This window comes from Arthrobacter sp. 135MFCol5.1, assembly GCF_000374865.1.
Taxonomy (GTDB): Bacteria; Actinomycetota; Actinomycetes; order Actinomycetales; family Micrococcaceae; genus Arthrobacter.
Genome location: NZ_KB895452.1, coordinates 1 through 11,862 on the forward strand (window position 1 = coordinate 1; position 11,862 = coordinate 11,862).

At 67.2% G+C, this 11,862-nt stretch carries 13 protein-coding genes; 6 read left to right on the forward strand and 7 right to left on the reverse strand.

The window, feature by feature from the left end; all coding sequences use genetic code 11:
• From C563_RS20735 to fabF, 6 genes are all read left to right on the forward strand, one after another.
• On the forward strand, positions 1 to 421 hold a 421-nt coding region (locus C563_RS20735), incomplete at its 5' end, for a transketolase-like TK C-terminal-containing protein (protein ID WP_043423614.1).
• 155 nt (positions 422 to 576) lie between these two features.
• A complete protein-coding gene (locus C563_RS0100010) occupies positions 577 to 1,821 on the forward strand; it encodes a PucR family transcriptional regulator (protein ID WP_018759983.1) in 1,245 nt (414 codons plus the stop codon).
• 88 nt (positions 1,822 to 1,909) lie between these two features.
• The gene (locus C563_RS0100015; protein ID WP_026264213.1) at positions 1,910 to 2,839 is read left to right on the forward strand and encodes an ACP S-malonyltransferase; all 930 of its coding nucleotides are present in this window, start codon (positions 1,910 to 1,912) and stop codon (positions 2,837 to 2,839) included.
• Positions 2,836 to 3,897, forward strand: a complete 1,062-nt coding sequence (locus C563_RS0100020) for a beta-ketoacyl-ACP synthase III (RefSeq protein WP_018759985.1) — start codon at positions 2,836 to 2,838, stop codon at positions 3,895 to 3,897. The genes C563_RS0100015 and C563_RS0100020 overlap by 4 nt, the downstream gene beginning before the upstream one ends.
• 76 nt (positions 3,898 to 3,973) lie before the next feature.
• Complete coding sequence (locus C563_RS0100025) at positions 3,974 to 4,219, forward strand: acyl carrier protein (protein ID WP_009359314.1); 246 nt, start codon at positions 3,974 to 3,976, stop codon at positions 4,217 to 4,219.
• Between the two features lie 172 nt (positions 4,220 to 4,391).
• The gene (gene fabF / locus C563_RS0100030; RefSeq protein WP_018759986.1) at positions 4,392 to 5,627 is read left to right on the forward strand and encodes a beta-ketoacyl-ACP synthase II; all 1,236 of its coding nucleotides are present in this window, start codon (positions 4,392 to 4,394) and stop codon (positions 5,625 to 5,627) included.
• A gap of 111 nt (positions 5,628 to 5,738) precedes the next feature.
• On the opposite strand, the gene C563_RS0100035 is transcribed toward fabF, so the two are convergent.
• From C563_RS0100035 to C563_RS0100065, 7 genes are all read right to left on the reverse strand, one after another.
• Positions 5,739 to 6,242 (reverse strand): DUF3145 domain-containing protein, encoded by a 504-nt coding sequence (locus tag C563_RS0100035; protein ID WP_026264214.1) that lies wholly within the window; start codon positions 6,240 to 6,242, stop codon positions 5,739 to 5,741.
• 235 nt (positions 6,243 to 6,477) lie between these two features.
• A complete protein-coding gene (locus C563_RS0100040; RefSeq protein ID WP_018759988.1) occupies positions 6,478 to 7,404 on the reverse strand; it encodes a tyrosine recombinase XerC in 927 nt (308 codons plus the stop codon).
• Positions 7,405 to 7,451: 47 nt separating this feature from the next.
• Entirely contained in the window at positions 7,452 to 8,585 is a 1,134-nt protein-coding gene (gene dprA, locus C563_RS0100045; RefSeq protein WP_231369827.1) for a DNA-processing protein DprA, read from the reverse strand.
• Positions 8,586 to 8,695: 110 nt separating this feature from the next.
• Positions 8,696 to 10,240: a YifB family Mg chelatase-like AAA ATPase gene (locus tag C563_RS0100050; protein ID WP_018759990.1), complete on the reverse strand. Its 1,545-nt coding sequence runs from the start codon at positions 10,238 to 10,240 to the stop codon at positions 8,696 to 8,698.
• Positions 10,240 to 10,596, reverse strand: a complete 357-nt coding sequence (locus C563_RS0100055) for a YraN family protein (protein ID WP_018759991.1) — start codon at positions 10,594 to 10,596, stop codon at positions 10,240 to 10,242. The genes C563_RS0100050 and C563_RS0100055 overlap by 1 nt, the downstream gene beginning before the upstream one ends.
• Before the next feature lie 102 nt (positions 10,597 to 10,698).
• On the reverse strand, positions 10,699 to 11,025 hold the full coding sequence (locus C563_RS0100060; RefSeq protein WP_018759992.1) for a DUF2469 domain-containing protein: 327 nt from the start codon (positions 11,023 to 11,025) through the stop codon (positions 10,699 to 10,701).
• 48 nt (positions 11,026 to 11,073) lie between these two features.
• Positions 11,074 to 11,862: a ribonuclease HII gene (locus C563_RS0100065; protein ID WP_018759993.1), complete on the reverse strand. Its 789-nt coding sequence runs from the start codon at positions 11,860 to 11,862 to the stop codon at positions 11,074 to 11,076.

Below are 11,862 nucleotides of genomic sequence, written 5' to 3' on the forward strand. Positions count from 1 at the left end.
CGACGTCTGGTCCGTCACCTCCTGGAACGAACTGCGCCGCGACGGCCTCGCCGCCGAAGAAGAAGCCTTCCTCAACCCCGGCCAACCCGCCCGCACCCCGTTCGTCACCCAGCAACTCGAAGGAGCCACCGGCCCCATCGTCGCCGTCACCGACTACATGAAAGCCGTCCCCGACCAGATCCGGCAATTCATCCCCAACGAATTCGCCACCCTCGGCGCCGACGGCTTCGGCTTCTCCGACACCCGCGCAGCAGCCCGCCGCTACTTCAAAAACGACACCCACTCCATCGTGGTGCGTGCCCTTGAAATGCTGGCGCGCCGTGGCGAGGTGGATGTTGACGCCCCGGTCAAGGCCATCGAGAAGTACAAGCTGCTCAACGTCAATGCCGGCACCACCGGCAATGCCGGCGGGGAGGCCTGACAGCCTTTCGCAGCAGAACCAACGGCGGCCCCCTCCATCACGGAGGGGGCCGCCGTTGTCCGTTCCGGGGTGCCTGCCTGCTGTGACGCAGCGCAAAGCGGATTGTAGCCTTCGCACAAATGGAGCTTGCGCGGTGGGGGCCGTATGCTCAAAGAATGCCAGCACCAGCCAGCCCGTCCGCCAAACGGAAACCGAGCCCGCCGAAGGTCACACCGGAGAAGTCCGAAACCCTAAAGCAGCTGCGGGCCAACGTCGGCCAGCTTTCCACAACCACCATGCGCAAGCTTGAGCAGTCGCTGCCCTGGTACAGCCGGCTCAGCTCCGACGAGAGGTCGGCCTTGGGCATGGTGGCCCAGAACGGGATCGCGGCATTCGTCACCTGGTACGAGCGTCCAAGCTCTCCGTCGTGGATCCTGACGGATGTGTTTGGGACGGCGCCCACGGAACTGACCCGCTCCATCAGCCTGCAGAAGGCGTTGCAGCTGATCAGGATCGTGGTGGAGGTTGTCGAGGACCAGGTTCCCGTCATTGCGCCGGAGGCAGACCAGCCGTCCCTGCGCGAAGCAGTCCTTCGGTACTCGCGTGAAGTCGCGTTCGCCGCAGCCGATGTCTACGCCCGGGCCGCCGAATCGCGGGGATCGTGGGACACCCGGCTGGAAGCCCTGATCGTGGATGCGATCCTTCGGGGTGAAAACACAGATGCGCTCCGCTCCCGCATCGCGGCCCTCGGCTGGAAGGCGCAGGAGCGTTTCACGGTCATGGTGGGAAACTCGCCGTCCGAACCCAGCGCCAGCTACGTGAGCGAACTGCGGCGGATGGCCGGGCGTTTCGCAGAGGACGCACTGGTGGGGATCCAGGGCGACCGGTTGATCCTCATCCTGGGCGGGGTGCAGGACCGCGAATCGGCCTATGTGAAGCTGAGCGAAATGTTCGCACCCGGCCCCGTGGTCTACGGCCCCGAGGCCGGTTCCCTGCTGGAGGCCAGCGGATCGGCGCAATCGGCGTTTGCCGGCCTCACTGCCGCCCGGGCGTGGCCGTCGGCGCCTCGGCCGGTAGCAGCCGACGATTTGCTGCCGGAACGGGTGATTTCCGGCGATGATGCCGCACGGCGTTCCTTGGTCAAGAATATCTACCGGCCCCTCGTGGCAGCGTCCAACGGCCTGGTGGAAACCCTGGGAACCTACCTTGAGCTGGGACATTCGCTGGAGGCAACGGCACGGGAACTCTTCGTCCACGCCAACACCGTCCGGTACCGGTTGAAGCGCGTTTGCGACGTCACCGGCTGGGACCCGCTGCTGCCCAGGGAGGCGTTTGTGCTCCAGGCAGCGCTCGTGGTGGGCCGCCTTTCTGCCCCGCCAAAGGCCGCCACGGAGCGGCAGTCGTCCCGGAACCAAGCGTGAGTCATTGTAGACTTCCTACAACCTGACCCCGTGAGCTTGGTGCGGTGAAACACCGCTGGATCACACAGTAATTTGGAAAGCTGGTTACGTGCTTGCAATAGTCTGCCCTGGACAGGGCTCGCAGACCCCGGGTTTTCTGGCCCCTTGGCTGGAACTACCTTCGGTGGCAGGCCAGCTGGCCGCCCTGAGCGACATCGCGGGGATCGACCTGATCGCCCACGGGACCACCTCCGACGAGGAAACCATCAAGGACACTGCCGTTGCGCAGCCCCTGATCGTTGCCGCAGGCCTGGTCACGGCGGCTTCCCTCTTCGACGTGGAGCTCAATTCCCTTCCGGTTATCCTCGCCGGCCATTCGGTGGGCGAAATCACTGCTGCCGCCCTCGCCGGCGTGCTGACCGAGCAGGAAGCCATGACCTTTGTCCGCGAACGGGCCAACAGCATGGCCGCCGCGGCTGTCGTCACGCCCACCGGCATGAGCGCCGTCGTGGGCGGCGACCCCGCCGAGGTGCTGGCTGCCATTGAGTCAGCCGGCGCGGCCCCCGCGAACGTCAACGGCGCCGGCCAGACCGTTGCGGCCGGAACCTTCGACCAGCTGAAGGCGCTGGCCGCGAACCCGCCTGCCAAGGCCCGGGTGATTCCGTTGAAGGTGGCCGGTGCGTTCCACACCAGCCACATGGCACCGGCCGTTGACGCGCTTAAGGCGCTGGCGCCGCAGCTGAACCCGGCAGCCCCCAAGGTGCCCCTGCTGTCCAACTACGACGGCGGCGAGGTCACCGACGGCGGTGCCGCCGTCGAGAGCCTCATCGCCCAGGTTTCCCGCCCGGTGCGGTGGGACCTCTGCATGGACGCGATGGTCAAGCGCGGTGTCACCGGACTCATCGAACTCGCCCCCGCAGGCACCCTGGCCGGACTCGCCAAGCGAGGCATGTCCGGCGTCAAGACGGTAGCGGTCAAGACTCCCGAAGACCTCTCTGCCGCCCTGGCACTGTTCGCAGAACTGGAGGGGAACGCATGAGCGTCCCCACGCTGAAGCAGGCTCCCATCCATGAGCACACCCGCATCCTCGGGCTGGGGGCGTACCGTCCGGACGTCATCGTCACGAATGAAGACGTGTGCCAGTGGATCGACTCCTCCGATGAGTGGATCCGCCAGCGCACCGGCATCGTGACCCGGCACCGTGCGGCCGCGGACGTGAGCGTGATCGACATGGCTGAGGGCGCTGCCCGCGAGGCCATGCAGAAGGCCGGGATCGAGCCTTCGCAGCTCGGCGCCGTCATCGTGTCCACCGTGACGCACCCGTACGCGACACCCTCAGCCGCTGCCAGCCTGGCGGACCGCATCGGCGCCACACCGGCACCGGCCTTCGACATCTCCGCAGCCTGCGCCGGTTACTGCTACGGCATCGCCCAGGCCGACGCCCTGGTCCGTTCCGGCGCTGCCAAGTACGTCCTGGTGGTGGGCGCGGAAAAGCTCTCGGACGTCATCGACAACCGGGAACGCACCATCTCCTTCCTGCTCGGGGACGGCGCCGGCGCCGTCGTCGTGGGTCCCTCCGACACTCCCGGCATCGCCCCGTCGGTGTGGGGTTCGGACGGCAGTAAATGGGATGCGATCGGCATGACCCGTTCCCTGCTGGACGTCCGCGATCTCGGCATGGCGGCCCGGCAGTCCGATTCCACCGGCGACCTTGCCCTCCTTGAAGAAGCGCAGGAACTTTACCCCACGCTCCGGCAGGACGGCCAGACCGTGTTCCGCTGGGCCGTGTGGGAGATGGCGAAAGTTGCCCAGCAGGCGCTCGACGCTGCCGGCATCGAGGCGGAAGACCTGGTTGCCTTCATCCCGCACCAGGCGAACATGCGCATCATCGACGAGATGGTGAAGAAGCTGAAGCTGCCCGAGACGGTTACAGTGGCACGGGACATTGCCGACGCCGGCAACACGTCCGCGGCCTCCATCCCGTTGGCAACGCACCGTCTCCTGCAGGAGAACCCCGGGCTGAGCGGCGGGCTGGCGCTGCAGATCGGTTTCGGCGCCGGGCTGGTCTTCGGCGCGCAGGTAATTGTCCTTCCCTAGATACGCCCAAGGGCCGCGACCGCGACCCGACCGTTTCCGGCAGCCCCTGCCGGCAATACAAGAAAAGGAGCCACCAATGGCTAGCAACGAAGAGATCCTGGCCGGCTTGGCTGAAATCGTCAACGAAGAGACCGGCCTGGCCCCGGAGGCCGTCGAGCTGGACAAGTCCTTCACCGAGGACCTGGACATCGACTCCATCTCCATGATGACCATCGTGGTCAACGCCGAGGAAAAGTTCGGCGTACGCATTCCGGACGAAGAGGTCAAGAACCTCAAGACCGTCGGCGACGCCGTCAGCTTCATTGCCGGAGCACAGGCCTAATCCAGGCTACCGCCGTCTCACGGCTTGGCTGGGCTGCCGATCCGGATTGACCGGATCGGCAGCCCGCCGCATCTAACCGGCACAGTGCCCCGACCGGGACTGGCCGATCATCAAATGTGCGGGACCCTGCGGTTGGCGCAGGCGGATTCCCCACCGACGAAAGAGTGATCCCATGACGCGCAAAGTAGTCATTACCGGTCTGGGTGCCACCACGCCCATCGGCGGCGATGTACCCACCATGTGGAACAACGCCCTCAAGGGGGTCTCCGGTGCCCGCACCCTGGAGGACGACTGGGTAGCCAAGTACGAGCTCCCCGTCCATTTCGCTGCCCGCTGCAGCACACCCGCGCTGGACGTCCTGAGCCGGGTTGAAGCAAAGCGGATGGACCCATCCACGCAGTTCGGCGTCATTGCGGCCCGTGAGGCCTGGGCCGACTCCGGCATCACCGAATTCGACCAGGACCGGTTGGCTGTTGCGTTCGCCACCGGCATTGGCGGGGTCTGGACCCTGCTGGATGCCTGGGACACCCTCAAGGAGAAGGGCCCGCGCCGGGTCCTGCCCATGACCGTTCCCATGCTGATGCCCAATGGCGTGGCCGCGGCCGTCAGCCTGGACCTCGGCGCCCGAGCCGGCGCCCACACCCCGGTATCCGCATGCGCCTCAGGCACCGAAGCCATGCACCTCGGCCTCGAACTCATCCGCTCCGGCAAGGCGGACGTAGTGATGTGCGGCGGCGCAGAAGCCGCAATCCACCCCATGCCGTTGGCGGCCTTCGCCTCCATGCAGGCACTGTCGCGCAGGAATGACGAGCCCGAGCGCGCCTCCCGTCCCTACGACACCGACCGTGACGGCTTTGTGATGGGCGAAGGGGCCGGAGCACTGGTCCTGGAGGCCGAGGAGCACGCCCTGGCCCGTGGAGCACGCATTTACGCCGAGCTCGCCGGTACGTCCGTCACTGCAGACGCGTACCACATCACCGCTCCGGATCCCCAAGGCCTCGGCGCCACCCGCGCGCTCAAGGCAGCGATGTTCGACGGCCGTATCCAGGCCGAGGACGTGGTGCACGTCAACGCCCACGCGACGTCGACCCCCGTAGGCGACAAGCCGGAATACACGGCACTGCGTGCCGCCCTGGGCAGCCACGTGGACAACGTGGCGGTTTCCGCCACCAAGTCGCAGATGGGGCACCTCCTGGGCGCGTCCGGCGCGGTGGAGGCGGTCCTGACCGTCCTGGCCGTCCATGAGCGCAAGGCTCCGGTCACCATCAACCTCGAGAACCAGGACCCCGAGATCCCGCTCGACGTTGTCACCTCCGCCCGTGACCTGCCTGCCGGCAGCATCGTGGCACTCAGCAACTCCTTCGGGTTCGGCGGACACAACGCCGTGGTGGCCATCCGCAGCATCTAGCCCCTGTCCTGCACAACGCATGGACAGCAAGAGGAGGCCCCGCCGGCTGGCGGGGCCTCCTCTTGTGCTATGGATGGGTACTCGTTTGGCCGCCCGGGCGGACGACGTCGGTCAACCTACCTGGTGCAGCCAGCGGACGGGGGCGCCTTCGGCGGCGTGGCGGAACGGTTCCAGTTCCTCGTCCCACGCCTCGCCCAGGGCCAGCGAGAGTTCGTGGTAGACGGCGGCGGGATCGCCCGCACCCGATTCGTAGGCGTAGCGGATGCGGTCCTCCGACACCATGATGTTGCCATGGACGTCGGTGACGGCGTGGAAGATCCCCAGCTCTGGCGTGTGCGACCACCGGCCGCCGTCCACGCCCTGGGTGGGCTCCTCGGTCACCTCATAGCGCAGGTGCGCCCAGCCACGGAGGCAGGACGCCAGCTTGGATCCCGTGCCGGGGGTTCCGGTCCAGGAAAGCTCCGCACGGAACATTCCGGGCGCGGCAGGCTGCGGGGTCCACTCCAGGTCGGTCCGCTTATCCACCACAGCCCCGATTGCCCACTCGACATGGGGGCACAGGGCCGTAGGGGCCGAGTGAACAAACAGCACACCGCGGGTCATTGCAACAGACATTCCATCCTCCATAGCTCTAGGTACGTCTTCCCCAACGACCTCTGCCCGGATGGAACTGCCGTGCCCTGCACTGCGGCGGTGGTTCCCGATATTCAGGTGTATCAGACTAAGCTGTGTCCGGACTTGCCGAGCCGCAGAAAGCTCAGGGAGCTTCAAGCGGGACTTGAAAGTTGCCGGACGTGACTCTCATTGTGCCGTACCCCGTGGAATTACGCCAGTGCGATGAGCCACACCGTCAGGCCCGGGGGTGAGCCTGCTGGTAGCTCTTCCGCAGGCGGTCAACCGAGACGTGGGTATAGATCTGGGTCGTGGCGAGGCTGCTGTGGCCAAGGATCTCCTGCACGGCACGCAGGTCCGCGCCGCCGTCGAGCAAATGGGTTGCAGCAGAGTGTCGCAAGGCGTGGGGCCCGGACACGGAAGTGTCACCGAGGGCACCGAAAAGAACGTTGACCAGGGTGCGGACCTGGCGTTGGTCAACCCGGCCACCGCGGGCACCCAGGAACAGCGCCGGCCCGCTGGTGCCCGTCGCCACGGCAGGGCGGCCCCGCCGCAGCCAATCGTCAACAGCGAGGGCGGCCGGCACACCGTAGGGCACGGTACGTTCCTTGTTGCCTTTGCCAATGACCCGCAGCGTCCGGCGGTCCGGGTCCAGGTCGTCGACGTCCAACCCGGCAAGTTCACCTACCCTGATGCCCGTGGCGTAGAGGAGTTCCACGATGGCACGGTTCCGGACGGCCAGCGGGTCACCGTCCAGTGCCGAGTTTTCGAGCCCTTCCAGCATTCGCGCCAGCTGGGAGGCCTGGAGTACTCCCGGCAATGATCCTTCGCGCTTGGGGGCTTTCAGGCGCAGGGCGGGGTCCGTCTCCAGAAGTTCTTCCCGGAGGGCCCAGGCAGTGAATGCCCTGGCCGTAGCGGACCGGCGCGCCAGCGTTGAGCGTGCGGCACCCGCCGAGCTCTGGCTGCCGAGCCAACGGCGGAAGGTTCCTAGTTCAAGGTCCTTCAGCCCGGTCGCGCCCTCGGATGCGGCGTGCGCCAAGAGGCTCCGCAGGTCCCCCAGGTAGGCACGCCGGGTATGCTCCGACACGGCCCGCTCCCCCGACAGGTAGGCGGCAAATGCGTCCAGTGCCGAGCCGAGCTCCTTGGGCAGTTCGTCATGGTCCACTCCTACACTGTCTCAGGCTTGCCCTCGTTCACCGCAGCCGGACACGGTCATACCTTGCCTCGTTTCCAGCCGCCGCGTTCAGAGACGGCCAGCCCGAGCAGCCCCAGCCGGCCGAGGCCGGCGCGCACCGAGTCCTGTCCCAATCCGGCCACCGCCGAGAGCTTTTCCACCGACGTGGTGGAGCGCAGCGGAAGTGCATCCAGCAGGATCAGGTCCTCCAGGGTCAGCCCGTCCTGCACGGCGGCTGCACCTGGCCGTTGTTCGGGCAGCCCCGCTCCGCTGGGCGCGGCGAGTTCGGCCACTTCCGCGGCATCGGTGACGCAGATCGCGCCGCCGTCCCGCAGGAGCCGATGGCAGCCGGCCGAGTTGGCACTGTGGACTGATCCGGGGACCGCCCCCACTGCCCGCCCCAGGGTTTCGGCGTGGTGGGCTGTGTTCAGCGCACCGGAGCGCCACCGCGCTTCCACCACCACTGTCACTGACGAAAGCGCAGCAATCAGCCGATTCCGCTGCAGGAACCGGTACCGCGTGGGAGCCGATCCCGGCGGTACCTCCGCCAGGACCGCGCCTTGGTTGGCCACGGCCCGGAGCAGGTCCTCGTTTCCCGACGGATAGAACCGGTCCACTCCGCCGGCCATCACAGCGATGGTCGGGACGGCCGAGGATCCCCCCGCGAGGGCGGCACGGTGCGCGTGTGCATCGATGCCGTAGGCGCCGCCCGACACTATCGTGAAGCCCCGTTGCGCCAGCGAGTATGCCAGATCCCCTGTCACCGCAGCCCCGTAGCTGGTGCTGTCGCGGGAACCTACCAGGGCGATGGACATGGCTGCGTCCGGCAGCGGGTGTTCCTGACCCCGCCACCAGAGGCACAGGGGCTCCTGGATGCCGAGGTCGGCCAACTGGGAGGGCCACAGCTCGTCCGTGGGAATGATCAGGCGGCCACCCAGCCGTGCCAACGTGGCCAGGTCACGTTCCGGAGCCAGGTCAGGGATCCGCGGCTGCCAGCGCTTCAAGGCTGCAGCCATTCCCGCCCAGCTGCTCGCCCCGCTGTCAGCCAGCAACGAGGTGATTTCACGCTCCAGGTCAGCCCCGGCCGTGACCCGACCGGTGGCAATCCGAAGGGCATCCGTTGCCCCCGCAACATGCACGAGGGCCAGGCCTGCGGCGTCCTGGGGCTCCATGAGGCGGGACAACGCTGCCCGGGCCAACCGCTCGTCAACCTTTGCTGGATGGTTTGCCGAATCGTTTGCCACGCGCAGTTCCTTTAGTTTGTTCACGTTTGCCGTCCTCCTCACGCCACTGCCGCGGCAGCCTGCCGCAAGCCAAGCGCCTGCCCGATGTCATTGGCGTCCGGCAAGTCCCGCCGGCCCAGGTCGGCCAAGGTCCATGCCAGCCGGAGGACGCGGTCATAGCCGCGGGCGGTCAGGACCCCGCGCTCCAAGGCCTGGTCCAGGATCCGGGTGGCTGCCGGAGCGAGTCGCAAGTCACCGCGCAGGATGCGCCCCGGGACCTGCGAGTTCGTTTCCAGGCCAAAGCACCGCAACCGCTCTCCCTGCCGCTCACGTGCTGCCCTGACCCGCAGTGCGACCGTTGCGGTATCTTCCTCCCGGCCGGCCTGCCCGAACTCGGCCAGAGAGACCCTTTCCACCTGCAACTGGATGTCCACCCGGTCCAGGAGTGGGCCGGACATCCTGGCGAGGTACCGGCGGCGCATCACGGGGGTACACGTGCAGTCCAGGCCTTTGCCGGAGGCCTTCCCGCACGGGCAGGGGTTTGCGGCCAGCACCAGCTGGAAGCGGGCCGGGTAGGCGGCAGTCCCGGCCGCCCGGTGGATCACCAGCTCACCGCTCTCCAGGGGCTGACGCAAGGCATCGAGAACCCGGCGTTCATATTCCGGGGCCTCGTCAAGGAACAGCACGCCGCGGTGGGCGCGGGATGCCGCCCCCGGCCGCGGAAGTCCTGAACCGCCTCCGATGATGGCCGCCGCAGTGGCTGAGTGGTGCGGGTTTTCAAAGGGTGGCCGGCGCAGAAGCTGGACCGCGGACGCCGGCAGGCCGCACAGCGAGTGGATGGCCGTGACCTCCATGGACTCATGGTCACCAAGATCCGGCAAAAGGCCCGGCAACCGTTCCGCAAGCATGGTTTTACCTGCCCCGGGCGGCCCCGTGAGGAGCAGGTGGTGTGCCCCTGCGGCAGCCACTTCCAACGCCTGGCGTGCCTCGGACTGGCCGGCAACATCGGCCATGTCCGGACACGGCCCGGCCGCCGGGTGTCCATCGTCAACATCGTCGGCGTCGTCCGGTTCAAAGTCCAAGGCGAGCTCCTGCGGATCCGCCCCGAAGTCCAGGGCCAGGCGCGCCAGCGTGCGGTAGCCGCGGACACTGGCGCCAGGCACGAGCGATGCCTCGGCAAGGTTTGCCTGCGCCACCACGACGTCCGGATAGCCGGCTTGTACCGCGGCCATCACGGCAGGCAGGATTCCCCGCACCGGCCGCAGCCGTCCGTCGAGGCCGAGCTCGGCAATGAAGACGGTCCGTCCGGTGGCTTTGACATCGTTCGATGCCCTCAGCACGGCCATGGTGACCGCGAGGTCGAAACCCGAACCACGTTTAGGCAGCGACGCCGGGATGAGGTTGGCGGTGATCTTCCGGCGGCTGAGCGGGATGCCGGAGTTCTTCGCGGCAGAACGGATCCGTTCCTTGGCTTCGTTGAGGGCCGCGTCCGGGAGCCCGAGGATGACGAAAGCCGGCAGTGTTTGGCCAATGTCGGCCTCCACTTCGACCACGTACCCGTTCAGGCCTACCAGGGCGATGGAGTAAGTCCGCCCCAGGGCCATCACCCAACCCCCTTGAGGTGCTCCACCACAGGGTGGCCGCCGCCGTCGTCCACCACGGCGATAACGTCCACGCGGCGCAGGGGCATCCGCAATTCCCGGTCGCGGCACCAGGCGGCGCCGAGCCGGTGCAGGCGTGCCAGCTTCTCCGGCCCCACGGCTTCAAAGGGATGGCCAAAGTCCAGGGAGCGGCGTGTTTTGACTTCTGCGATGACCAGCGCGTCACCGTCAAGGGCCACGATGTCGATCTCGCCCTCGGTGCATCGCCAGTTGCGCTCCACCACCAGCATGCCCAGCGTTTCCAGATAACCGGTGGCGAGGTCTTCGCCGCGCCGGCCCAGCAGGTCCTTCGATTTCATGTATACCTCCGGAACCAGCTTGGCGGCGAACCGCTGCAGGGCACAGAAAGGCCCTGCCGTATGTGGACAGGGCCTTTCTGTGGAGGAAGAGTCGGAGCGCTGCTAGTTGCCCAGGTCCACGTCCTTGGGCAGGGCCAGCTCCTCGTTGCGCGGCAGTTCTTCGACGTTGACATCCTTGAAGGTCAGGACCCTGACGCTCTTGACGAAGCGCGCTGAGCGGTAAACGTCCCAGACCCAGGCGTCCTGGAGGGTCAGGTCGAAGTAGACCTCGCCGTCGGCGCTGCGGGCCTGCAGGTCCACGTGGTTGGCGAGGTAGAAACGCCGCTCGGTCTCGACAACGTAGGTGAACAGGCCGACGACGTCGCGGTATTCACGGTAGAGCTGAAGCTCCATGTCGGTTTCATAGTTCTCAAGATCCTCGGCACTCATGCTTCCATCTTGCACCATGTCCGGGGGCGCCGGCGCCGGGAGCAGGACTCAGGCTTCGTCCTGCGGGTCTTCGTCAGGAGATTCGGTGCCTTGCAACTCGCCGCCAAGCAGCCGCCAACTGACCCGGTGGTAGGGAGTCGGTCCGGCTGCGCGCAGGACATCACGGTGGGCTGCGGTGGCGTAACCCTTGTTGATGTCCCAGCCGTAATCCGGGTACTCGAGGTGCAATTCGCGCATCATCCGGTCACGCTCCACTTTGGCGATGACGCTCGCTGCGGCCACACTCAGGCACTGCATGTCCGCTTTGACCTTGGTGTGGACGGGCGCTTCACAGGCGGCCTCCACCACCGGCTGGTCGAACAAGGAAAGCTGCTCTGCCGGGGAAAGCCAGTTGTGGCTTCCATCCAGCAGCACCGCTTCCGGAATGATTCCGGCTCCCAGGATGGCCCCCCAGGCACGGGTTCCTGCCAGCCGCAGGGCTGCAATGATGCCGAGCGAATCGATCTCGGCGGCGGTCGCATGGCCAACCGCCGACGCAACGCTCCACCGCCGCACCAACGGTTCCAGCCGCTCGCGCTCGGCCGGGCTGAGGAGCTTGCTGTCCCGCACGCCCGCCAGCGGTTTTTGGCGCTCCAGGTCCACGACAGCAATTCCCACGCTGACCGGCCCGGCAAGCGCACCGCGGCCCACCTCGTCAACGCCGGCCAGGAGCCGCACGCCCTGGGCCTTGAACGTACGCTCGTGCCGCAAGGTGGGCGCCTTGGCCCCGCGCGCCGGCGTGGCTCCGACGCTTCTGCGCGGCGCTGCTGCGGGGACGGTGCGGGTGGCGGACGGCAT

Excerpts from the sequence above, each read along its gene's own strand:
- dprA (WP_231369827.1), bottom strand. The coding sequence starts at position 8,585 with ATGGAGCCCCAGGACGCCGCAGGCCTGGCCCTCGTGCATGTTGCGGGG.
- C563_RS0100035 (WP_026264214.1), bottom strand. The coding sequence starts at position 6,242 with ATGTCTGTTGCAATGACCCGCGGTGTGCTGTTTGTTCACTCGGCCCCT.
- C563_RS0100055 (WP_018759991.1), bottom strand. The coding sequence starts at position 10,596 with ATGAAATCGAAGGACCTGCTGGGCCGGCGCGGCGAAGACCTCGCCACC.
- fabF (WP_018759986.1), top strand. The coding sequence starts at position 4,392 with ATGACGCGCAAAGTAGTCATTACCGGTCTGGGTGCCACCACGCCCATC.
- C563_RS0100020 (WP_018759985.1), top strand. The coding sequence starts at position 2,836 with ATGAGCGTCCCCACGCTGAAGCAGGCTCCCATCCATGAGCACACCCGC.
- C563_RS0100010 (WP_018759983.1), top strand. The coding sequence starts at position 577 with ATGCCAGCACCAGCCAGCCCGTCCGCCAAACGGAAACCGAGCCCGCCG.
- C563_RS0100065 (WP_018759993.1), bottom strand. The coding sequence starts at position 11,862 with ATGCCGTCCGCCACCCGCACCGTCCCCGCAGCAGCGCCGCGCAGAAGC.
- C563_RS0100025 (WP_009359314.1), top strand. The coding sequence starts at position 3,974 with ATGGCTAGCAACGAAGAGATCCTGGCCGGCTTGGCTGAAATCGTCAAC.
- C563_RS0100050 (WP_018759990.1), bottom strand. The coding sequence starts at position 10,240 with ATGGCCCTGGGGCGGACTTACTCCATCGCCCTGGTAGGCCTGAACGGG.
- C563_RS0100060 (WP_018759992.1), bottom strand. The coding sequence starts at position 11,025 with ATGAGTGCCGAGGATCTTGAGAACTATGAAACCGACATGGAGCTTCAG.